This is a genomic window from Erwinia sp. E_sp_B01_1, assembly GCF_036865545.1.
Classification (GTDB): Bacteria; Pseudomonadota; Gammaproteobacteria; order Enterobacterales; family Enterobacteriaceae; genus Erwinia.
Genome location: NZ_CP142208.1, coordinates 4,240,433 through 4,261,543, shown reverse-complemented (window position 1 = coordinate 4,261,543; position 21,111 = coordinate 4,240,433). Strand labels below are relative to the sequence as shown.

Below are 21,111 nucleotides of genomic sequence, written 5' to 3'. Positions count from 1 at the left end.
GCTATGAGCAACCGTAAGTATTTTGGTACCGATGGCATCCGCGGCAAAGTGGGTGAGTCGCCTATTACGCCTGATTTTGTTCTTAAGCTGGGCTGGGCTGCGGGTAAAGTGCTGGCGCGTAACGGCTCAAAGAAAATCATTATCGGTAAGGACACGCGCATTTCAGGCTACATGCTGGAGTCAGCGCTTGAAGCTGGCCTGGCGGCGGCGGGATTGTCTGCGGCATTCACCGGTCCGATGCCTACTCCGGCTATTGCCTACCTGACCAGAACCTTCCGTGCTGAAGCGGGGATTGTTATCTCTGCTTCACACAACCCGTTCGACGATAACGGCATTAAATTCTTCTCAGTCGACGGCACGAAATTGCCGGATGATGTGGAAGAAGCGATTGAAGCAGAGATGGAAAAACCCATTACCTGCGTCGAATCTGCAGAGCTGGGACGTGCCAGCCGCATTGTGGATGCTGCGGGTCGCTATATCGAATTCTGTAAAGGCACCTTTCCAAGTGAACTGAGCCTGAATGGCCTAAAGATTGTGGTGGACTGCGCGAACGGTGCGACTTATCACATCGCTCCTAACGTTCTTCGTGAGCTGGGTGCCACGGTTATCACTATTGGTGTTCAGCCAGACGGAATGAATATCAATAAAGAGTGTGGCGCTACCGACGTGCGCCAGCTTCAGGAACGCGTGCTTTCTGAAAAAGCGGACATTGGTCTGGCTTACGATGGCGACGGCGACCGTATCATGATGGTGGACCATCTTGGCTATAAGGTGGATGGCGACCAAATCCTCTATATCATTGCCCGTGAAGGCTTGCGTCAGGGACAACTGCGCGGTGGCGTAGTAGGGACGCTGATGAGCAATATGGGCCTTGAGCTTGCGCTTAAACAGCTTGGCATTCCCTTCGCGCGTGCGAAAGTGGGTGACCGCTATGTGCTGGAAAAACTGCAGGAGAAGGGCTGGCGTTTAGGCGCTGAGAACTCAGGCCACGTTATTCTGTTGGATAAAACCACCACGGGTGACGGTATCGTTGCAGGGTTACAGGTGCTTACAGCGATGGTGCGCAACCATATGAGCCTGCACGATCTTTGCAGCGGTATGAAGTTGCTGCCTCAGATTCTGGTCAACGTCCGCTTCAGCGGCGCTACAGACCCTCTGCAGGACGAAACCGTGAAGTCAGTGACTGCTGCTGTGGAAAAAGAGCTGCAAGGCCGTGGACGCGTATTGCTGCGCAAATCTGGCACAGAGCCGCTGATCAGGGTGATGGTCGAAGGCGAAGATGAAGCTCAGGTCACAGAACTGGCCCATCGTATTGCAGATGCAGTGAAAGCAGTTTAAGCAATTAAATCAGGACGGGGCTTCGGTTTCGTCCTGATAAAAAGGGGCTGAAGATAAGGGGCTTACGGCTATTTTTTCAGCTTAAAGGCCCTGGTTGACGGTTTTTTCCGCAATCAACCGCGCCCTGGTAAATTGCTCTTGCGCAGTCAGGCGGCTTTGGTTAGTATTCACACCCGCTTCTGATGGGTAGTGAAGACGCTATCTCTCTAACTGGTTTGAAGCTTTTGATGTGCGGAAAACGCGCAAGGAAACAGGTTGATTATGTACGAAGCTCTCTTGGTAGTTTTCCTTATTGTGGCAATCGGCCTTGTTGGTCTGATCATGCTGCAGCAAGGTAAAGGCGCTGATATGGGCGCGTCATTCGGTGCTGGCGGTTCGGCAACACTGTTCGGTTCTAACGGTTCAGGTAACTTCATGACCCGTATGACTGCAGTGCTGGCGACATTGTTCTTCATCATCAGCTTGATTCTGGGTAACCTCAACAGCAACAAAACTCAGAAAGGAAGCGAGTGGGAAAATCTGACTCAGCCTGCACAGTCGCAGCAGAGCCAGCCAGCTAAACCGGCAGCGCCGGGCAGCGATATCCCGCAGTAAGCAGTTCAGCAGTATGTGTTTCGACGCGACAGAAATAAAAAAGTCGCCTATTGAGTGCCGTGGTGGTGGAATTGGTAGACACGCTACCTTGAGGTGGTAGTGCCCGCATGGGCTTACGGGTTCAAGTCCCGTCCTCGGTACCAAACTTCAGTATTGCTTGCATTTTATGCAAGATCGGCGTAGTATTTGCCACGTTTTCGGACGCGGGGTGGAGCAGCCTGGTAGCTCGTCGGGCTCATAACCCGAAGGTCGTCGGTTCAAATCCGGCCCCCGCAACCACTTTCCCTTAGAGTTCTTTTTCAAATATACTGTATGCATCGATAGGCGCGTTACAGCGAATTTTGAAAAAAATTCTTTTGGATTGTGCCGAACCGCCAGATTTTGGCGTACAGGGTCCAGTCGCATTAAGCCCCGATTTATCGGGGTTTTTTGTTATCAGGAAACAGCATACTGGGCTATTAAGCCCTTTTTTTATGTCTTGGGGGTGGCCTTGTCCACATTAGAGCAAAAATTAACAGAGCTGATCACAGCACCGGTAGAAGCGCTGGGCTACGAACTGGTCGGTATTGAGTTTGTACGCGGTCGCACATCCACGTTGCGCATCTATATTGATAGTGAGAACGGCATCAATGTTGATGATTGTGCTGATGTCAGTCACCAGGTAAGTGCCGTATTCGATGTCGAAGACCCGATTACCGTAGCTTACAACCTTGAAGTTTCCTCACCAGGCCTTGAGCGCCCACTCTTTACCGCTGCGCATTACGCACAATTTATTGGCGAAGAAGTGAGCCTGGTGCTGCGTATGGCCGTTCAAAACCGCCGCAAATGGCAGGGCATCATTAAATCTGTTGAAGGTGAAATGATCACTGTTGCTGTTGAGGGTAACGATGAAGTGTTCGCGCTGAGTAACATCCAGAAGGCGAACCTGGTTCCCCACTTTTAAAAGTCCGGATTGAGGCATACCAGGATGAACAAAGAAATCTTAGCTGTAGTTGAGGCTGTGTCGAACGAGAAATCACTCCCGCGCGAAAAGATTTTCGAAGCGCTGGAGAGCGCACTGGCAACGGCTACCAAGAAAAAATATGAGCAGGAAATCGACGTGCGTGTCAGCATTGACCGTAAAAGCGGCGATTTCGATACGTTCCGCCGTTGGGTGATTGTTGACGAAGTGACTCTGCCAACGCGTGAAATCACGCTGGATGCAGCTCGCTACGAAGATGAATCACTGAATCTGGGCGAATTTGTTGAAGACCAGATCGAATCCGTGACTTTTGACCGTATCACTACTCAGACGGCAAAACAGGTTATCGTGCAGAAAGTGCGCGAAGCTGAACGTGCGATGGTGGTTGATCAGTTCCGTGAGCAGGAAGGTGAGATCATCACCGGCGTGGTTAAAAAAGTTAACCGCGACAACATCTCTCTGGATCTGGGCAGCAATGCTGAAGCCGTGATCATTCGTGAAGACATGCTGCCACGTGAAAACTTCCGTCCGGGCGACCGTATTCGCGGTGTTCTTTACGCCGTACGCCCTGAAGCACGCGGTGCTCAGCTGTTTGTCAGCCGTTCCAAACCGGAAATGCTGATTGAGCTGTTCCGCATTGAAGTGCCAGAAATTGGCGAAGAAGTGATTGAAATTAAAGCCGCTGCGCGCGATCCAGGTTCTCGTGCCAAGATTGCAGTGAAGACCAACGACAAGCGTATCGATCCGGTCGGCGCCTGCGTGGGTATGCGTGGTGCGCGTGTTCAGGCGGTATCCAGTGAGTTGGGTGGCGAGCGTATTGATATCGTGCTGTGGGATGACAATCCTGCGCAGTTCGTCATCAATGCCATGGCCCCGGCGGATGTCGCCTCTATCGTGGTGGATGAAGATAATCACACCATGGATATCGCTGTTGAAGCCGGTAACCTGGCTCAGGCGATTGGCCGTAATGGTCAAAACGTGCGTCTGGCATCTCAGCTGAGTGGCTGGGAGCTGAACGTGATGACGGTCGACGATCTGCAAGCGAAGCACCAGGCTGAAGCCCATGCTGCCATCGACGTCTTTACCAAATATCTCGACATTGACGAAGAGTTCGCCACTGTTCTGGTTGAAGAAGGTTTCTCTTCACTGGAAGAGATGGCTTATGTCCCAATCAACGAGCTGTTGGAAATTGACGGTCTGGATGAAGAGACAGTAGAAGCGCTGCGCGATCGTGCGAAAAATGCGTTAACAACCCTGGCGCTGGCGAAAGAAGAGAGCCTGGGCGATAACCAGCCGGCAGAAGATTTGCTGAATCTGGAAGGTCTTGATCGTGAGTTAGCATTCAAGCTGGCAGCGATTGGCGTCTGTACGCTGGAAGATCTTGCCGAACAGGGTGTTGACGACCTGACAGATATTGATGGCCTGAACGATGAAAAGGCCGGTGAGCTGATTATGGCTGCACGTAATATCTGCTGGTTCGGCGACGACGCGTAATAAACTGTAGCAGGAAGGAACAGCATGACAGATGTAACTGTAAAATCGCTGGCCGCAGAAATTCAGACACCGGTAGAACGCCTGGTACAGCAGTTTGCTGATGCAGGGATCCGCAAGTCTGAAACTGATTCTGTGACGCAGCAGGAAAAAGAAACGCTCCTTACCCATCTGAATCGCGATCATAACGGCGGTTCAGGTAAACTGACTCTGCAGCGCAAAACGCGCAGCACCCTGAGTGTTCCCGTTACCGGGGGTAAAAGTAAGTCGGTGCAAATCGAAGTCCGCAAAAAGCGCACCTATGTAAAAGGCGATCCTGCAGAAGCTGAACAGGCTGAAGCAGAAGAGCAGGCACAGCGTGAAGCGGAAGAACTGGCTCGTCGCGAGGCTGAAGAAAAAGCCCAGCGCGAAGCTCAAGACAAAGCGAAGCGTGAAGCCGAGGAGCAGGCCAAACGTGAGGCAGCTGATAAAGCCAAACGTGAAGCAGCGGAAAAAGATAAAGTGAGCAATCAACATACCGATGAAGTATCCCGGGCATCGCAGTCTGATAAAGCCCGTCGCGAAGCAGAAGCTGCAGAACTGAAGCGCAAAGCCGAAGAAGAAGCGCACCGCAAGATTGAAGAAGATGCGAAGCGCGTAGCGGAAGAGGCTCGTAAAATGGCTGAAGAAAAAGGTACCGAGTGGACCGAGGCGAAAGAAGTGGAAGACACTTCTGATTACCACGTGACCACATCTACCCATGCTCGTGCGGCTGAAGACGAGAACGACGCGCAGGTTGAAGGCGACCGTCGTACCCGTGCAGCTCGCCCGGCTAAAGCACCACAGCGTAAGAAAGGCAATAAGCATTCTGAAGCGAAAACCGACCGTGAAGAAGCGCGTGCGCAATTCCGTGGCGGTAAAGGTGGCAAGCGTAAACCTAGTTCCCTGCAGCAGGGCTTCAACAAGCCGGCTCAGGCTGTTAACCGTGACGTTATCATTGGTGAAACCATCACCGTGGCGGAACTGGCTAACAAAATGGCGGTGAAAGGTTCTCTGGTCATCAAAGCGATGATGAAAATGGGTGCTATGGCAACCATCAACCAGGTGATCGATCAGGAAACTGCCCAGCTGGTCGCGGAAGAAATGGGTCACAAAGTGACGCTGCGCCGTGAGAATGAGCTGGAAGATGCGGTAATGAGCGATCGTGATACCGATTCTGCACAGGAATCCCGTGCACCGGTTGTGACCATCATGGGCCACGTTGACCACGGTAAAACCTCACTGCTGGATTACATTCGCTCCACCAAAATCGCCTCCGGCGAAGCGGGTGGCATTACCCAGCACATCGGTGCTTACCACGTTGAAACTGACACCGGTATGATCACCTTCCTGGATACCCCAGGCCACGCCGCGTTTACCGCAATGCGTGCCCGTGGTGCTCAGGCAACGGATATCGTTATCCTGGTTGTGGCTGCTGATGATGGCGTGATGCCTCAGACTATCGAAGCTATCCAGCATGCTAAAGCGGCGAAAGTGCCGGTTGTGGTTGCTGTGAACAAGGTCGATAAGCCAGATGCGGATCCGGATCGTGTTAAGAACGAACTGACTCAGTACGGGATCATCCCGGAAGAGTGGGGCGGCGAAAACATGTTCGTTAACGTTTCTGCCAAAGCGGGTACCGGTATTGATGACCTGCTGAACGCCATCCTTCTGCAGGCTGAAGTTCTGGAACTCAGCGCTGTTCGTCAGGGTATGGCAAGCGGCGTAGTGATCGAATCCTTCCTGGATAAAGGTCGTGGTCCGGTAGCTACTGTTCTGGTTCGCGAAGGTACGCTGAACAAAGGCGATATCGTGCTGTGCGGCTTTGAATATGGCCGTGTCCGTGCGATGCGTGATGAGTTAGGCCGTGAAGTGATGGAAGCGGGTCCTTCTATTCCTGTGGAAATCCTGGGTCTGTCAGGCGTTCCTGCAGCCGGTGATGAAGCGACCGTAGTGCGTGACGAGAAGAAAGCCCGTGAAGTTGCACTGTATCGTCAGGGCAAATTCCGCGAAGTTAAGCTGGCTCGTCAGCAGAAATCTAAGCTGGAAAACATGTTTGCTAACATGACCGAAGGCGAAGTTTCTGAACTGAACATCGTGCTGAAAGCTGACGTTCAGGGTTCTGTTGAGGCTATCTCCGATTCTCTGCTGAAACTCTCCACTGATGAAGTGAAAGTTAAAATCGTGGGTTCTGGCGTGGGTGGTATCACTGAGACTGATGCAACACTGGCCGCAGCGTCTAACGCTATCCTGATTGGCTTCAACGTTCGTGCCGATGCTTCTGCTCGCCGCGTAGTGGATTCTGAAAGCCTGGATCTGCGTTACTACTCCATCATCTATAATCTGATTGATGAAGTGAAACAGGCGATGAGCGGTATGCTGGCGCCTGAGTACAAGCATCAGATCACCGGTCTGGCAGAAGTGCGTGACGTATTCAAATCACCTAAATTTGGCGCTGTTGCAGGCTGTATGGTGACTGAAGGTAACATCAAACGTCACAACCCAATCCGCGTACTGCGTGACAACGTGGTTATCTATGAAGGCGAGCTGGAATCCCTGCGCCGCTTCAAGGATGACGTTAACGAAGTCCGTAACGGCATGGAATGTGGTATCGGCGTGAAGAACTACAACGATGTGCGTGTTGGCGATATGATCGAAGTGTTCGAGATTATCGAAATCCAGCGTACTATCGATTAATGGTCGCCTGACAGCGTGACTTATTTGGGAGGCCGTTGTGCCTCCCGAATTATTTGGAGAGTATTATTATGGCGAAAGAATTTGGTCGCCCGCAGCGTGTCTCTCAGGAACTGCAAAAAGAGATCGCCATCATCTTACAGCGTGAGATCAAAGATCCGCGTCTGGGCATGATGGTTACCGTATCGGGTGTGGATCTTTCTCGCGACCTGGCTTATGCCAAAGTCTTTGTGACTTTTCTGAACGACAAAGATGAAGACGCTATCAAAGCTGGCCTGCGTGCGCTGGGTGATTCCACTGGCTACATCCGCTCGCTGCTGGGTAAAGCGATGCGTCTGCGTATCGTGCCGGAACTGACCTTCTTCTACGATAACTCGTTGGTGGAAGGGATGCGCATGTCTAACCTTGTGACTAACGTGGTCAAAAACGACGCTGAGCGCCGTGGACCGCAGGAAGAAGACAAGGAGGACTGATGAGCCGTCCTCGTCGTCGCGGACGCGACGTCCACGGTGTCCTGCTGCTGGACAAACCGCAGGGGCTTTCCAGTAACGATGCCCTGCAAAAAGTTAAACGGTTGTTCACAGCAAATCGTGCCGGCCATACCGGCGCGTTGGATCCTCTGGCGACCGGCATGCTGCCGATTTGCCTGGGAGAAGCCACCAAGTTTTCCCAGTATCTGCTGGACTCCGATAAACGCTACCGTGTCATTGCCCGTCTTGGCCAGCGTACAGATACCTCTGACGCCGATGGTGCCGTTATCAGCGAACGTCCCGTTACCTTCACCCAGGAACAACTGGACAGTGCATTAGAGAGCTTCCGTGGGGAAACCCAGCAGGTGCCCTCTATGTACTCTGCGCTGAAGTATCAGGGGCGTAAACTGTATGAATATGCCCGCGAAGGTATTGAAGTACCGCGTGAAGCACGCAGCATTACAGTTTACGAGCTGAAGTTTATCCGCTGGGAAGGCAATGAACTTGAGCTGGAAATCCACTGTTCTAAAGGCACCTACATCCGCACAATTACGGATGATCTGGGTGAAATGCTGGGCTGCGGAGCGCATGTCACTTACCTGCGACGTCTTCAGGTTGCCACCTATCCCATCGCAAGTATGGTGACGCTGGAGCAGCTCAATGCCCTGAGCGAGGAAGCCTTCCGCAGTGAACGTACGCCGGCAGAGTTGCTGGATGCGCTGCTAATGCCTATGGACAGTCCGGCTGCGGCTTACCCCGTGGTAAACCTGTTGCCTGCTGTTGCTGCTTACTTCCGACAGGGTATGCCTGTTCAGGCTGCCAATGCTCCATCCTCAGGGCTGGTGCGGGTAACTGAAGGCGATGAAAACAAGTTTATCGGCATGGCAGAAATTGCTGATGATGGTCGCGTGGCGCCGCGCAGACTGGTTGTAGAATATTCCGACTAGCTATTTGCGTAAGCAACAGGCTAAGAGTAGAATGGCGCGGCTTTACCATTGGGTTGCTGAATTAGAGATCGGCACCTGTACATTTATCTTATAATTTGGAGTTGTATCATGTCTCTAAGTGTTGAATCTAAAGCGCAGATCGTTGCTGATTATGGTCGCGATGCGAATGACAGTGGTTCTACCGAAGTTCAGGTTGCTTTACTGACCGCACAGATTAACCATCTGCAGGGTCACTTCTCTGAGCACAAGAAAGACCACCACAGCCGTCGCGGTCTGCTGCGTATGGTTTCTCAGCGTCGTAAGCTGCTGGATTACCTGAAGCGTAAAGACGTTGCACGTTACACCAGCCTGATCGAGCGTCTGGGTCTGCGTCGCTAAGTCTCATAATCTGCCTCAGTCATTTCGGCGCATTTTCATGCGTGAAAAGAGCTAAAGGCAGATTTGTGCGAGTTTCGCTAAAAAGGGGCCTTTATGGCCCCTTTTTTCAGGCGAGCGGCAGCAATGCAAGCCAAACTATTGTATTGTTGCTGAGTGTGATCTTCAGTTGCAGAGGTTCGCGCGGCTAATGAGAGGCTTTATCCCAGGGGGGATTAGGGTTGTCATTAGTCGCGAGGATGCAAACGAGGATTTAAAAATTAACGGCGGGGCCGCTGCCTTGCCAGCAAGTAAAGGACATAATTTTGCTGAACCCGATCGTAAGAAAATTCCAGTATGGTCAGCATACCGTCACGCTTGAGACCGGTATGATGGCTCGCCAGGCAACGGCAGCCGTAATGGTTAGCATGGACGACACCGCTGTGTTCGTTACCGTTGTAGGCAAGAAAACCACCAAGCCAGGCCAGGACTTCTTCCCGCTGACCGTCAACTATCAGGAGCGTACTTATGCTGCTGGTCGTATCCCGGGAAGCTTTTTCCGTCGTGAAGGCCGTCCAAGCGAAGGTGAAACTCTTACTTCGCGTCTGATTGACCGCCCGGTCCGTCCTCTGTTCCCTGAAGGGTTCATTAACGAAGTCCAGGTTATCGCAACCGTGGTTTCCGTTAACCCACAGGTTAACCCTGATATCGTGGCGATGATTGGTGCTTCTGCGGCTCTGAGCCTGTCAGGCCTGCCATTCAACGGTCCAATCGGTGCCGCTCGTGTGGGCTACCTCAACGACCAGTACGTGCTGAACCCAACGACCGACGAGCTGAAAGAAAGTAAGCTGGATCTGATCGTTGCTGGTACTCAGGGCGCCGTGCTGATGGTTGAGTCTGAAGCTGAACTGCTGAGCGAAGATCAGATGCTGGGTGCTGTGGTGTTTGGCCATGAGCAGCAGCAGATCGTTATCAACGAAATTAACGCTCTGGTCGCTGAAGCAGGTAAACCACGCTGGGACTGGCAGCCAGAAGCTGTCAACGAATCGTTACAGAACCGTATCGCTGCGCTGGCTGAGTCCCGCCTGAGCGACGCTTATCTGATTACCGAAAAGCAGGAGCGTTACACTCAGGTTGGCGTGATCAAATCTGAAGCTACAGCTGCTTTGCTGGCTGAAGATGCTACCCTGGACGAAGGCGAAATCAGCGATATCCTGCATGCGCTGGAGAAAAACGTTGTTCGTAGCCGCATTCTGCGTGGCGAGCCGCGTATCGATGGTCGCGAAAAAGACATGATTCGTGGTCTGGATGTGCGTACAGGCGTACTGCCACGTACCCACGGTTCAGCGCTGTTCACTCGTGGCGAAACTCAGGCACTGGTTACCGCAACTCTGGGCACTGCCCGTGATGCGCAGAACCTGGATGAGCTGATGGGCGAGCGTACCGACAACTTCCTGTTCCACTACAACTTCCCTCCGTACTGCGTAGGTGAAACCGGTATGGTTGGTTCACCTAAGCGTCGTGAGATCGGTCACGGCCGTCTGGCGAAGCGTGGCGTACTGGCTGTTATGCCTAAAGGCGACGCCTTCCCGTACACCGTACGTGTAGTGTCAGAAATCACCGAGTCCAACGGTTCTTCTTCCATGGCTTCCGTTTGTGGTGCTTCTCTGGCACTGATGGACGCGGGCGTGCCAATCCAAGCTGCCGTAGCCGGTATCGCGATGGGCCTGGTAAAAGACGGTGAGAACTTCGTCGTTCTGTCCGATATCCTGGGTGATGAAGATCATCTGGGCGACATGGACTTCAAAGTAGCCGGTAGCCGTGAAGGTATCACCGCGCTGCAGATGGACATCAAAATTGAAGGTATCACCCGCGAAATCATGCAGGTGGCTCTGAATCAGGCTAAGGGCGCGCGTCTGCACATCCTGGGCGTGATGGAACAGGCTATCAGCACCCCACGCGGCGATATCTCTGAGTTTGCCCCACGTATCCATACCATCAAGATCAGTCCGGACAAGATCAAAGATGTTATCGGTAAAGGCGGTTCTGTTATCCGTGCGCTGACCGAAGAAACCGGCACCACCATCGAAATCGAAGATGACGGTACGGTGAAAATCGCAGCAACCGACGGCGATAAAGCAAAATATGCTATCCGTCGTATCGAAGAGATCACCGCAGAAATCGAAGTAGGCCGCATTTACAACGGTAAAGTGACCCGCATCGTAGACTTCGGCGCCTTCGTTGCTATCGGTGGCGGTAAAGAAGGTCTGGTTCACATCTCTCAGATCGCTGACAAGCGCGTTGAGAAAGTGACCGACTACCTGCAGATGGGTCAGGAAGTACCTGTGAAGGTTCTGGAAGTTGATCGCCAGGGCCGTGTGCGTCTGAGCATCAAAGAAGCGACCGAGCAGACTGCTGAGCAGCCTGCAGCGGAAGCGGCACCAGCAGCTCCTGAAGCAGAATAACGTCAGACCATTAAGCTCTCCATCTCTGTATGGAGAGCTGTTTCATCGCGAGGGCAGGAAGACACCTTGTGCAGGGCAGGCGGATGAAAGGAATGTCATCCCATTGTTTGTATTCGGGAGTGGGAAATGAAGCCTTATTTGCGCTGGTGTTTCGTTGCGACAGCTTTAATGCTGGCAGGATGCAGCAACTCGGATTGGCGTAAGGATGAGGTTCTGGCTGTTCCGCTTCAGCCTACGCTGCAACAGGAAGTCATCCTGGCGCGCATGGAACAAATTCTTGCCAGTCGATCCCTTAGCGATGATGAACGCGCACAGCTATTATATGAGCGCGGAGTGTTGTATGATAGTTTAGGTTTGAGAGCACTGGCGCGAAATGATTTTTCACTAGCGTTATCTGTCAGACCCGATATGCCTGAAGTATTCAATTACTTAGGCATATATTTAACGCAGGCAGGCAATTTTGATGCTGCCTATGAAGCGTTTGATTCTGTACTTGAGCTTGATCCAACTTACAATTATGCGCATTTAAACCGCGGTATCGCACTTTACTACGGTGGAAGGTTTAAATTAGCGCAAGATGATCTGCTGGCGTTTTATCAAGACGATCCTAACGATCCTTTCCGTAGCTTGTGGCTGTATCTCGATGAAAGAGAGATGGACAGTGACAAGGCTAAAGTAGCGCTCCAACAGCGTTATGACAAAGCGGTCAGAGACCAATGGGGATGGAATATTGTCGAGTTCTACCTGGGAAATATCAGCGAAAGTACGCTGATGGACAGTCTCAAGGCAGACGCAACGGATAACACCTCGCTCGCTGAACATCTCAGTGAAACCAACTTCTATTTAGGTAAACATTACCTAAGTCTGGGGGAGAAGGACGACGCAGAAGCGTTGTTCAAGCTGACGGTCGCAAACAACGTACATAACTTCGTTGAGCACCGATATGCATTGTTGGAGCTGGCCCTACTCGGCCAGACACAAGACGATTTATCAGAATCCGACCAGCAATAGCTGACGAACTACTATCGCCCTTTTTTCGAAATGTCATCATCTTAGCGGATGAGGGCTTTCTTGTTCGTCGAAACCACTAATTTGAGCCGGTTCACACTTTTTGATGAAAATGACTGAATGTTTTCACGACGAGTTATGTAGACTGGCCGCCGCAATCTAAGAGGCACGTGTACTACATGACTGATATTGAAACCACTTTTGCTGACCTTGGCCTGAACGCCGACCTCCTCGAATCTCTGAACGGTATGGGCTACGTTAAGCCTTCTCCAATCCAGGCTGAGTGTATTCCTCACCTGTTGGCTGGCCGTGATGTTCTGGGTATGGCACAGACCGGTAGCGGAAAAACTGCAGCGTTCTCGCTGCCACTGCTGAACAACATTGATCCTACCCTGAAAGCACCTCAGATTCTGGTGCTGGCACCAACGCGTGAGTTGGCGGTTCAGGTAGGCGAAGCTATCACCGAGTTTGCTAAACACATGCGCGGTCTTAACGTGGTGGCCCTTTACGGCGGCCAGCGTTACGACGTACAGCTGCGCGCTCTGCGCCAGGGTCCACAGGTTGTTGTGGGTACGCCTGGTCGCCTGCTGGATCACCTGAAACGCGGCACGTTAGACCTTTCTAACCTGCGCGGCCTGGTGCTGGACGAAGCCGATGAAATGCTGCGTATGGGCTTCATCGAAGACGTTGAAACTATCATGGCGCAGATCCCGGACGGTCATCAGACCGCACTGTTCTCTGCCACCATGCCAGAAGCGATTCGTCGTATTACCAAACGCTTTATGAAAGATCCGCAGGAAGTGCGTATCCAGTCAAGCATGACCACTCGCCCTGACATCAGCCAGAGCTACTGGACTGCTTTCGGTCGTAAGACTGACGCACTGACTCGCTTCCTGGAAGCTGAAGATTTTGATGCTGCGATCATCTTCGTACGTACCAAAAACGCCACGCTGGAAGTTGCTGAAGCGCTGGAGCGTAGCGGTTATAACAGTGCTGCCCTGAACGGTGACATGAACCAGGCTCTGCGTGAGCAGACTCTGGAGCGTCTGAAAGATGGTCGCCTGGACATTCTGATTGCTACTGACGTTGCGGCCCGTGGCCTGGACGTTGAGCGCATCAGCCTGGTGGTCAACTTTGACATCCCTATGGATGCTGAATCTTACGTTCACCGTATCGGCCGTACCGGTCGTGCTGGTCGTGCTGGCCGTGCTCTGCTGTTCGTTGAGAACCGTGAGCGTCGTCTGCTGCGTAACATTGAACGCACCATGAAGCTGACCATTCCGGAAGTTGAACTGCCTAACGCAGAACTGCTGGGTGAGCGTCGTCTGGCCAAGTTTGCCGCTAAAGTTCAGCAGCAGCTGGAAAGCAGCGATCTGGAACAGTACCGCGCACTGCTGAGCAAAATGCAGCCTGCAGAAGACGAACTGGATATCGAAACGCTGGCCGCAGCTCTGCTGAAAATGGCTCAGGGTGAACGTCCTCTGATCGTTCCTGCCGATGCACCTCAGCGTCCTCGTCGTGAGTTCAAAGAGCGTGACGACCGTCGTGGTGATCGTCCGGACCGCGGTCCACGTGAACCACGTGGTGAAGCTGGCGATCGTCCACGTCGCGAACGTCGTGACGTTGGCGATATGGAAGTTTACCGCATTGAAGTGGGTCGCGATGACGGCGTAGAAGTTCGTCATATCGTTGGCGCAATTGCCAATGAAGGTGACATCAGCAGCCGTTACATCGGTAACATCAAGCTGTTCGGTACTCACTCCACCATCGAGCTGCCGAAAGGCATGCCGGGTGACATTCTGTCCCACTTCACTCGTACGCGTATTCTGAATAAACCTATGAATATGCAGCTGATTGGCGATGCAGTGCCACACAGCAAAGAGCGTAGCGGTGGCGGCGAACGTCGTGGCGGCGGTGCTCCAGGCCGTGGTGGCTTCGGTGCCGCTGGCGGCGCAGCACGTGGCGATCGTCCTGAAGGCGCTCGTCGCTTCAGCAACGACCGTAACGGCGGCGGTGAGCGTCGTGGCGGCAACTTCAGCCGTGATGGCGGTGGAAACCGTGGTCCACGTCGTGAAGAAAGCGGCAGCGCACCAACTCGTCGTCGTGATGCATAATCACTGAGTGACGATCAAAAAAACCAGCCTTCGGGCTGGTTTTTTTATGCCTGCTCTCCGGAGAATAGCTGGCGTTACCTGTCAAAGCTCCCCAGTAAAACGGGGAGGTTCATCCGGCTTAGAGAGTGTTATTTGCTTCCATCGCCAGCTCAAAGGAGCGCAGACGAGCCTGGTTGTCAAAAATCTGCCCATTGACCATGATTTCATCCGCCTGAGTTTCGCGGATCAGTGAAATCAGACCCTGACGGACTTTCTCTTTGTCACCAATAATCGACATGCTCAGTGCCTGCTGCACACCATACTGCTCTGAGGGTGACCACAGGTTATCCATGTTCTCCACCGGAGCCGGAAGCGGGCCGGGTTTACCGCGGCGCAAATTGATAAACTGCTGCTGCATTGAGGTAAACATAAAGCGGGCATCACGCTCGCTGTCAGCGGCAATCACGTTGACGCAGACCATCGCATGAGGTTTTTCCAGCCGGACGGAGGGTTTGAAATTCTCACGGTAGAGATGCAGAGCCTGTAGCAGCATATCCGGTGCAAAATGCGAGGCGAACGCAAAAGGCAGGCCAAGCTGAGCCGCAAGCTGTGCACTGTAGAGACTGGATCCAAGCAGCCACACCGGGATTTTCAGGCCCAGACCAGGCACGGGTTGAACCGCAGGTTGCACGCCTTCTTTTGCATCAAACCAGCCAATCATCTCCGACACATCGGCAGGGAAGTTGTCGACGTGGCCGCCCATATGCCGGCGTAGTGCCATCATAGTGCGCTGATCGGAACCTGGCGCACGGCCCAGACCTAAATCAATTCGACCCGGATAAAGGGATTCCAGCGTGCCGAACTGCTCAGCAATCACCAGTGGGGAATGGTTAGGCAGCATTACGCCACCGGAACCTAACCGCAACGTTGTGGTATTGGCAGCCAGGTAACCAATCAGAACCGAAGTGGCCGCGCTCGCAATCCCGGTCATATTGTGGTGTTCAGCCAGCCAGTAGCGGTTGTAACCTGATTTTTCAGCTTGCTGTGCGAGAGCCAGTGACGCGTGAAAAGCATCGCGTGCAGTGGCGCCCTGCGGAATCGGGGCTAAGTCGAGAACCGAGAGCGGGACATTTTTTTATCAGACATAGTTGCTCACTTATGCGAAGGGCGGGATTAGCGCCAATACAAATAGCTATCCTGGACGAAATTTTGTCAGAGGGATTGGCAATTTGAAGCACTTTTACGCTGACAGGGCCAGTCGCAGGATGTGGCCTCAGTATTACCCAACATTCCCTGCATTAAAACTGCAATCAACGCAAAGGGCATTAAGCGCCTCTGAAAGACGCATTATCAGCTGACCCGTTCCAGGCCTGCTACCTGCCACCAGTAGCCGTTGCACTGATGTCGGGAAAGCACCGGCAGAGGTTGTGTGCCTGTTTCATTAGCGCGGAACGCCTCTATGACGGCAAGGGTAGCCGTATCCTGAGGAGAGAAGCGTACAACATCCACCAGCCCCTGCATCGAAATCAGATCGTTGCCCAGGTTATAGCAATAGCCGCTCATCGTCTGAATACCGTTCAGCACAAATACCTGCTGATCTTCCTGGGTACGCAGCATCCTTCCCTGTGGATACTCAATGCAGCAGGTCTGACAGTCATCTTTACCCCGATTTTCTGCCCTGGCGGTAAAGCAGCGCGCTGAATAAGCCAGTGGCAAATAACCATAGCTCAGGACTTCCACTTCAAACTGCCCGCGGATACCCAGCTCGTCGCATTGGGTCAGAAGATTGATCAACCACTCGCGTGACAGCTCTACCGGCATACACCAGCGGGTCATGCCCATCTTAAGCAGCAGACGCAGCGTCACGGCGTTGTAGCAGTTAAGCGCATGCCCGGCGACAAAAGGCAGCCCGGCACCCGCCGCCATATTCACCGTGCCCATATCGTTGGCTTCGATCAGGAACTCACCGTTATCGACATACCTTTTCAGCTCGGTGAGTTCAGAGGGAGACTGCACCAGGGCCAGGGTGCTGAGCACTACCTGTTTCCCGGCGCTGGCCACCTCTCTCGCCATTGCCAGCCAGTCGCCATTTCGGGTTGCCCGGCGTTTACTGCATACCGCTTCACCCAGATAGATAATATCTGCCTGGCTCTCTGCGGCGGCCTGATAAAAGGCCTGAAGCTTCTGATTTGACCAGTACCAGAGGACCGGTCCTAACGCATATTTCATCATAATCCTTACTGCCATTCCCGGTGATAAGCACCCAGCGTGGTTTGTGTGCCTTCACTCAGCGCGCTCAGCGCCGTCATCCAGTTTTGCTGCGCGGTAAAATGCTCAGGATCCGCTTTACAGCGATCAATCGCCTGGCGCCAGATACGGGCAATCTGTGCCACATAGGCGGGGCTGCGCTGCCGTCCTTCAATTTTTACTGAGGCAATATTGGTGGCCAGCAGGGTAGGCAGCAATTCCAGGGTATTGAGGCTGGTTGGCTCCTCCAGCGCATGATAGGGCAGATCACCGACTTTATAGCGCCCTTTGCACAAGGTTGGATAGCCGGCGTTCTCGCCGGGGCCATAGCGATCGATCAGCACTTCATTTAAACGTGACTCCAGCCCTGTGGGCGTCTGTTGCCAGCGAACGAAACGGGCAGGTGAGCAGGCTCCGACGGTGTTAGGAGATTCGCCAGTAAGATAAGAGGAGAGATAGCAGCGTCCCTCGGCCATGATACAAAGGCTGCCGAAAGCAAAGACTTCCAGTGGCACGGTGGTTGCCCGTGCGAGCTGGCGAACCTGATGCATGGAAAGCACCCTTGGAAGCACAACCCGCGCGACCTCAAAATGACGCTGATAGAAATCGATCGCTTCCGCATTCGTGGCGGAGGCCTGTACCGAAACATGGCGCTCAATGTGGGGATAGCGATTTGCCGCGTACTCCAGCATCGCAATATCCGCCAGAATCAGCGCATCCACGCCAGCCTGTGCGGCCATATCTACCGCACGTTCCCAACGCTGATACCCCTCCGGATGGGCAAAAGTATTGATCGCAACATGCAGTTTACGTCTATGCTGATGAACGTAGCGGGACGCTTCTTTCAGACGCTTTTCGGTAAAATTCAAACCGGCAAAATGACGGGCATTGGTATCGTCTTTCAGACCGATATAGACGGCGTCCGCACCATTCTCAATCGCCGCCTTTAACGCAGGTAAATTTCCTGCAGGACAAAGCAGTTCCATATAAAGAAATTCCGGATAATCAGATGAACCGTTGAGTTTAGTCAGCCTGAAGCGGACAATTTTTGATTTAAGGCAGCTAATGGCGTATTGATGAGAAGAGTTTTGGCCGACAAAATCCCGGAAGTTCGCGCACTTTGTTGATCCAACTGCCCGAGGCGTTTTGTCAGTCTGGCAAAATAGCCGAAATTATCTCAAAAGGAGTCAGATGGTGTTGAACCCGTTACGCGCCCAACTTGTGCGAAAAGGCCCGCAATTGTTACGGATCCCACTGCAGTTTGCCCCGTTCATGTTGAAGAAACAGGTCCTGCAACGCATTCTTGCCTGGCAATTTAACCATGCTCTTGCGGAAGGTGAGTTAGACTTTCTACAAGGGCGCTGGGCAGGAATTGAGATCCGTGACCTTGGGCTGCGCTGGGCAATGACTGTTGAACAGGGAGCATTATGTGTTGCCGATCGGGTAGAAGCGGACGTCTGGTTCCGTGGCGATGCCAACGATTTGCTGCTGGTGGCAGCCCGCAGGCAGGATCCCGATACGCTGTTTTTCCAGCGTCGTCTGAGCATTGAAGGAGATACTGAACTGGGGCTTGAAGTGAAAAATTTGATGGATGCGATTGAGCTTGAATCTATGCCGGCGCCGTTGCGCTTTGGCCTTATGCAACTGGCGGATCTGGTTGAGGCAGGACTGACTGAGGACGCGAATTCCCCAGCGGATCGCGCAGGTGAACCATGTTAATTCGTAGTGAGATAGGGATAGACGCAGCCAGTATAGACAGTTTGTTACGCCGCTGTTTTGAGACCTCAGCAGAGGCTGAGCTGGTTCAGCAACTGCGTGAAGATGGCTTACTGACGCTGGGTGTTGTAGCCACAGATGATGAAGGCCAGGTGCTGGGGTATGCCGCGTTCAGCCCGGTGACGCTGAAGGGCGAAGATAAACAGTGGGTGGGGCTGGCGCCGTTAGCCGTAGACAGCAGCGTCAGGGGGCAGGAGCTGGGTAAACAGCTGATCTATGAAGGTCTGGATACCCTGAATGAGTTTGGCTATGCCGCAGTCGTTGTAGTGGGGGATCCGGCCTATTACGGACGATACGGTTTTGAACCGGCGGCCAGGCATCAGCTGCGCTGCCGCTGGCCGGGAACCGAAGCCGCGTTTCAGGTTTATAAGCTTGATGACAACGCGTTTAGCGGGGCCGGAGGCCAGATTGACTTTTCTGCACCTTTTAACCGCTTTTAAGCGACTGTAGCCAGGCGCTTAAACTCACAGGCTGGTGTTCAACCAGCCTGATCTTCTCCAGCCTTTTCAACTGCTTCACCTGGTATTCCAGTTGTGATGCCATTGAGCGATCGCCCGCTTCACAGTGAAATAACAGCTCAAGAGGGCCTTTGCCACGCAGGGCTTTAGCGCCTTTGCCGGACTGATGCTGCATAAAACGTCTGGCCACGTCATTGGTGATGCCGGTATAAAGCATCCCGCTGGCGGTGCGCAGGATATAAAGGCGCCACGGCGCGGGGGCGGTTACCCTCAATTGTTCTGTCATCTCAGTTCCTCTGCCCGCAGCATAGCAAAAACCGCTGGAAATGTGGCAAAGTAGCTCTTTTCAGGGAGGCTGTATGTCCGGAAGTGAACCCCTTAACGCGATTGCCCGTTACCTTAAAAAACAACATGTCCTCTCCCTGTGCAGTGGGGAGCCCGTCTGGTGTGCCAACTGTTTTTACGTTTTTGACGCCGGCCGGGTGGCATTCTGGCTGATGACCGAGACAGAGACCCGTCACGGCGCGCAGATGCTTGGTAATCCGCTGGTGGCGGGTACGATTAATGGCCAGCCAAAATCGGTAATGCTGATCAAGGGCGTGCAGTATTCAGGCCGGATAAGCCTGCTGGCGGGCGAGGAGGAGCAGGTGGCACGTAAAGCCTATATTAAACGCTTTCCGATAGCCGCAAAAGTGACGGCTCCGCTATGGGAAATCCAGCTTGATGAGCTGAAAATGACGGATAACACGCTGGGATTTGGTAAGAAGCTGAGCTGGATTCGGGGATAAAAGGCCGGGGAGATCCCGGCCAGAGTGTCATCAGACGGATTCAAGAATACGCACTGATTCACGGTTGAACGCGGGAAGATCTTCCGGCGTCCGGCTGGTCACCAGCTTATCGTTGTCCACCACCACTTCTTCATCGTAGAAGTCGGCGCCCGCATTTTTCAAATCAATGGCGATGGCTTTTACCGACGTCATTTTACGTCCGCGTACGGCATTGGCGCTGATTAACAGCTGCGGGCCATGACAGATGGCAAATACCGGTTTGCCCAGCTCAACAAAACGTTTGGTGAAATCGACGAAACGATCGTCCCCTCGCAGGCTGTCCGGGGAGTGCCCGCCGGGCAGCAGCAGCGCATCAAATTCTTCTGCATTAACCTCATCGATGGCTTTATCGATGGTGATTGTCGCTTTGCCCTGCTTGCCCGTGACGGTATTCCCGGCTTTTTTCTCAATGGTCACCACCTGGTGCCCTGCTTTGGTATAGGCTTCAGCAGGGGACGTGAATTCTGAGTCTTCAAATTCATCGGTAATCAGTACCGCAATCTTCTTGCTCATTTTTTCCTCCGGTGATTATGTTGAACAACGCCCTTAAGTGTGGTGGGTCATTCTGAAAAATCAAGTCGGCATGCCAGATTAACCTGCATGTAGCTGAATGCGTGGCTGTTCATCTCTCCCTGCACGGCAGCACAAGCCGCCGCGGAGGGCCTCAAAAGGAGCAAATTATGAGTCGGGTGTTACTGACCGGTGCGACCGGGCTGGTGGGAAATAAACTGCTGCGTATGCTGATTGAGGATCGCCGCGTCAGTGAGATTATCGCGCCAACGCGCCGCAAGCTTCCGGCGTTGAACAAGGTAACCAATCTGGTCGAGGCAGACCTCACTGACGTACTGGGGCCGCTGCAAACTTCCGTTGATGTGGTGTTCTGCTGCCTCGGCACGACAAGGCGGGAGGCGGGCAGCAAAGAAGCCTTTATTCATGTTGATTACACGCTGGTGGTTGATACGGCGATTGCCGGACAGCGTCTGGGGGCGAATCACCTGCTGGTGGTCAGCGCGCAGGGTGCCAGTACCCATTCGCCTTTTTTCTATAACAGGGTCAAAGGTGAAATGGAGCAGGCTCTGCAGAATGAGCAGTGGCCACGCCTGACGCTGGTCCGGCCTTCGCTGCTGCTGGGCGATCGCGACAGGAAAAGAGGCGGGGAATCGATGCTGGCCCCGCTGTTTAAACTGTTGCCCGGTAATCTGCGGGCCGTGTCAGCGCGGGATGTCGCCGCCGTAATGATGCAGGAAGCCTTTGATCGCAACGGGCAGGGGGTGAAGATCATCCAGTCTGCTGAAATACCGCGAGGCGTAACGCAGGCTGAAGCCTGACGGGGTTCACTTCAGCGGATAACACCGCCGCCAGGTTCACGT

Annotated in this window: 20 protein-coding genes and 2 tRNA genes; 17 read left to right on the top strand and 5 right to left on the bottom strand. The window is 53.3% G+C overall.

Going from position 1 to position 21,111, the window contains the following annotated elements; translation table 11 throughout:
• Positions 1 to 3: 3 nt before the first annotated feature.
• From glmM to VRC33_RS19745, 13 genes are all read left to right on the top strand, one after another.
• Entirely contained in the window at positions 4 to 1,338 is a 1,335-nt protein-coding gene (gene glmM, locus VRC33_RS19805) for a phosphoglucosamine mutase (protein WP_338558650.1), read from the top strand.
• A 261-nt stretch (positions 1,339 to 1,599) separates the two neighbouring features.
• Positions 1,600 to 1,932 (top strand): preprotein translocase subunit SecG, encoded by a 333-nt coding sequence (gene secG / locus VRC33_RS19800; RefSeq protein WP_338558648.1) that lies wholly within the window; start codon positions 1,600 to 1,602, stop codon positions 1,930 to 1,932.
• Between the two features lie 56 nt (positions 1,933 to 1,988).
• Positions 1,989 to 2,075 (top strand) — tRNA-Leu (locus VRC33_RS19795).
• 59 nt (positions 2,076 to 2,134) lie between these two features.
• Positions 2,135 to 2,211: transfer RNA gene (locus tag VRC33_RS19790), tRNA-Met, on the top strand.
• A 211-nt stretch (positions 2,212 to 2,422) separates the two neighbouring features.
• Positions 2,423 to 2,875 carry a ribosome maturation factor RimP gene (gene rimP, locus VRC33_RS19785; RefSeq protein ID WP_041692438.1) on the top strand — a complete coding sequence of 151 codons (453 nt, stop codon included), beginning with the start codon at positions 2,423 to 2,425 and terminating at the stop codon, positions 2,873 to 2,875.
• 24 nt (positions 2,876 to 2,899) lie between these two features.
• Complete coding sequence (nusA, locus tag VRC33_RS19780; protein WP_338558641.1) at positions 2,900 to 4,387, top strand: transcription termination factor NusA; 1,488 nt, start codon at positions 2,900 to 2,902, stop codon at positions 4,385 to 4,387.
• 24 nt (positions 4,388 to 4,411) lie between these two features.
• Positions 4,412 to 7,099 carry a translation initiation factor IF-2 gene (infB, locus tag VRC33_RS19775; protein WP_338558639.1) on the top strand — a complete coding sequence of 896 codons (2,688 nt, stop codon included), beginning with the start codon at positions 4,412 to 4,414 and terminating at the stop codon, positions 7,097 to 7,099.
• Between the two features lie 68 nt (positions 7,100 to 7,167).
• On the top strand, positions 7,168 to 7,569 hold the full coding sequence (gene rbfA / locus VRC33_RS19770; RefSeq protein WP_338558636.1) for a 30S ribosome-binding factor RbfA: 402 nt from the start codon (positions 7,168 to 7,170) through the stop codon (positions 7,567 to 7,569).
• Positions 7,569 to 8,513: a tRNA pseudouridine(55) synthase TruB gene (gene truB, locus VRC33_RS19765; protein WP_338558633.1), complete on the top strand. Its 945-nt coding sequence runs from the start codon at positions 7,569 to 7,571 to the stop codon at positions 8,511 to 8,513. Before rbfA ends, truB begins: the two co-directional genes overlap by 1 nt.
• A 108-nt stretch (positions 8,514 to 8,621) precedes the next feature.
• Complete coding sequence (gene rpsO / locus VRC33_RS19760) at positions 8,622 to 8,891, top strand: 30S ribosomal protein S15 (protein WP_013204013.1); 270 nt, start codon at positions 8,622 to 8,624, stop codon at positions 8,889 to 8,891.
• 302 nt (positions 8,892 to 9,193) lie between these two features.
• The gene (gene pnp / locus VRC33_RS19755) at positions 9,194 to 11,332 is read left to right on the top strand and encodes a polyribonucleotide nucleotidyltransferase (protein ID WP_338558624.1); all 2,139 of its coding nucleotides are present in this window, start codon (positions 9,194 to 9,196) and stop codon (positions 11,330 to 11,332) included.
• A 126-nt stretch (positions 11,333 to 11,458) separates the two neighbouring features.
• Positions 11,459 to 12,343, top strand: coding sequence for a lipoprotein NlpI (nlpI, locus tag VRC33_RS19750; protein WP_338558621.1), 885 nt, complete (start codon positions 11,459 to 11,461; stop codon positions 12,341 to 12,343).
• 176 nt (positions 12,344 to 12,519) lie between these two features.
• A complete protein-coding gene (locus VRC33_RS19745) occupies positions 12,520 to 14,454 on the top strand; it encodes a DEAD/DEAH family ATP-dependent RNA helicase (RefSeq protein WP_338558618.1) in 1,935 nt (644 codons plus the stop codon).
• 118 nt (positions 14,455 to 14,572) lie between these two features.
• On the opposite strand, the gene VRC33_RS19740 is transcribed toward VRC33_RS19745, so the two are convergent.
• The 3 genes from VRC33_RS19740 to VRC33_RS19730 all read right to left on the bottom strand — a co-directional run bounded on the left by VRC33_RS19740 (position 14,573) and on the right by VRC33_RS19730 (position 17,666).
• Complete coding sequence (locus tag VRC33_RS19740; RefSeq protein ID WP_338577008.1) at positions 14,573 to 15,532, bottom strand: luciferase-like monooxygenase; 960 nt, start codon at positions 15,530 to 15,532, stop codon at positions 14,573 to 14,575.
• A 251-nt stretch (positions 15,533 to 15,783) separates the two neighbouring features.
• A complete protein-coding gene (locus VRC33_RS19735) occupies positions 15,784 to 16,662 on the bottom strand; it encodes a U32 family peptidase (RefSeq protein ID WP_338564372.1) in 879 nt (292 codons plus the stop codon).
• A gap of 8 nt (positions 16,663 to 16,670) precedes the next feature.
• Positions 16,671 to 17,666: a peptidase U32 family protein gene (locus VRC33_RS19730; protein ID WP_338558613.1), complete on the bottom strand. Its 996-nt coding sequence runs from the start codon at positions 17,664 to 17,666 to the stop codon at positions 16,671 to 16,673.
• 205 nt (positions 17,667 to 17,871) lie between these two features.
• Here VRC33_RS19730 and VRC33_RS19725 point away from each other — a divergent pair, with 205 nt between their 5' ends.
• A complete protein-coding gene (locus VRC33_RS19725; RefSeq protein WP_338558610.1) occupies positions 17,872 to 18,399 on the top strand; it encodes an SCP2 domain-containing protein in 528 nt (175 codons plus the stop codon).
• Entirely contained in the window at positions 18,393 to 18,896 is a 504-nt protein-coding gene (locus VRC33_RS19720) for an N-acetyltransferase (RefSeq protein ID WP_338558608.1), read from the top strand. The genes VRC33_RS19725 and VRC33_RS19720 overlap by 7 nt, the downstream gene beginning before the upstream one ends.
• Here VRC33_RS19720 and VRC33_RS19715 read toward each other — a convergent pair.
• A complete protein-coding gene (locus VRC33_RS19715) occupies positions 18,883 to 19,200 on the bottom strand; it encodes a GIY-YIG nuclease family protein (protein WP_338558606.1) in 318 nt (105 codons plus the stop codon). The two genes, VRC33_RS19720 and VRC33_RS19715, sit on opposite strands and share 14 nt — an antisense overlap.
• A gap of 73 nt (positions 19,201 to 19,273) precedes the next feature.
• Between VRC33_RS19715 and VRC33_RS19710 the strand changes: the two genes are divergently transcribed.
• Positions 19,274 to 19,702 (top strand): YhbP family protein, encoded by a 429-nt coding sequence (locus tag VRC33_RS19710; protein ID WP_338558604.1) that lies wholly within the window; start codon positions 19,274 to 19,276, stop codon positions 19,700 to 19,702.
• Between the two features lie 30 nt (positions 19,703 to 19,732).
• On the opposite strand, the gene VRC33_RS19705 is transcribed toward VRC33_RS19710, so the two are convergent.
• On the bottom strand, positions 19,733 to 20,254 hold the full coding sequence (locus VRC33_RS19705) for a type 1 glutamine amidotransferase domain-containing protein (RefSeq protein ID WP_338558602.1): 522 nt from the start codon (positions 20,252 to 20,254) through the stop codon (positions 19,733 to 19,735).
• 167 nt (positions 20,255 to 20,421) lie between these two features.
• Between VRC33_RS19705 and VRC33_RS19700 the strand changes: the two genes are divergently transcribed.
• Positions 20,422 to 21,069: an NAD(P)H-binding protein gene (locus tag VRC33_RS19700; protein ID WP_338558600.1), complete on the top strand. Its 648-nt coding sequence runs from the start codon at positions 20,422 to 20,424 to the stop codon at positions 21,067 to 21,069.
• Positions 21,070 to 21,111: the final 42 nt, after the last annotated feature.

Excerpts from the sequence above, each read along its gene's own strand:
- VRC33_RS19730 (WP_338558613.1), bottom strand. The coding sequence starts at position 17,666 with ATGGAACTGCTTTGTCCTGCAGGAAATTTACCTGCGTTAAAGGCGGCG.
- nlpI (WP_338558621.1), top strand. The coding sequence starts at position 11,459 with ATGAAGCCTTATTTGCGCTGGTGTTTCGTTGCGACAGCTTTAATGCTG.
- VRC33_RS19725 (WP_338558610.1), top strand. The coding sequence starts at position 17,872 with ATGGTGTTGAACCCGTTACGCGCCCAACTTGTGCGAAAAGGCCCGCAA.
- nusA (WP_338558641.1), top strand. The coding sequence starts at position 2,900 with ATGAACAAAGAAATCTTAGCTGTAGTTGAGGCTGTGTCGAACGAGAAA.
- VRC33_RS19745 (WP_338558618.1), top strand. The coding sequence starts at position 12,520 with ATGACTGATATTGAAACCACTTTTGCTGACCTTGGCCTGAACGCCGAC.
- truB (WP_338558633.1), top strand. The coding sequence starts at position 7,569 with ATGAGCCGTCCTCGTCGTCGCGGACGCGACGTCCACGGTGTCCTGCTG.
- VRC33_RS19700 (WP_338558600.1), top strand. The coding sequence starts at position 20,422 with ATGAGTCGGGTGTTACTGACCGGTGCGACCGGGCTGGTGGGAAATAAA.
- VRC33_RS19715 (WP_338558606.1), bottom strand. The coding sequence starts at position 19,200 with ATGACAGAACAATTGAGGGTAACCGCCCCCGCGCCGTGGCGCCTTTAT.
- VRC33_RS19735 (WP_338564372.1), bottom strand. The coding sequence starts at position 16,662 with ATGAAATATGCGTTAGGACCGGTCCTCTGGTACTGGTCAAATCAGAAG.
- VRC33_RS19710 (WP_338558604.1), top strand. The coding sequence starts at position 19,274 with ATGTCCGGAAGTGAACCCCTTAACGCGATTGCCCGTTACCTTAAAAAA.
- glmM (WP_338558650.1), top strand. The coding sequence starts at position 4 with ATGAGCAACCGTAAGTATTTTGGTACCGATGGCATCCGCGGCAAAGTG.
- secG (WP_338558648.1), top strand. The coding sequence starts at position 1,600 with ATGTACGAAGCTCTCTTGGTAGTTTTCCTTATTGTGGCAATCGGCCTT.
- VRC33_RS19720 (WP_338558608.1), top strand. The coding sequence starts at position 18,393 with ATGTTAATTCGTAGTGAGATAGGGATAGACGCAGCCAGTATAGACAGT.
- rpsO (WP_013204013.1), top strand. The coding sequence starts at position 8,622 with ATGTCTCTAAGTGTTGAATCTAAAGCGCAGATCGTTGCTGATTATGGT.
- VRC33_RS19705 (WP_338558602.1), bottom strand. The coding sequence starts at position 20,254 with ATGAGCAAGAAGATTGCGGTACTGATTACCGATGAATTTGAAGACTCA.
- rbfA (WP_338558636.1), top strand. The coding sequence starts at position 7,168 with ATGGCGAAAGAATTTGGTCGCCCGCAGCGTGTCTCTCAGGAACTGCAA.
- infB (WP_338558639.1), top strand. The coding sequence starts at position 4,412 with ATGACAGATGTAACTGTAAAATCGCTGGCCGCAGAAATTCAGACACCG.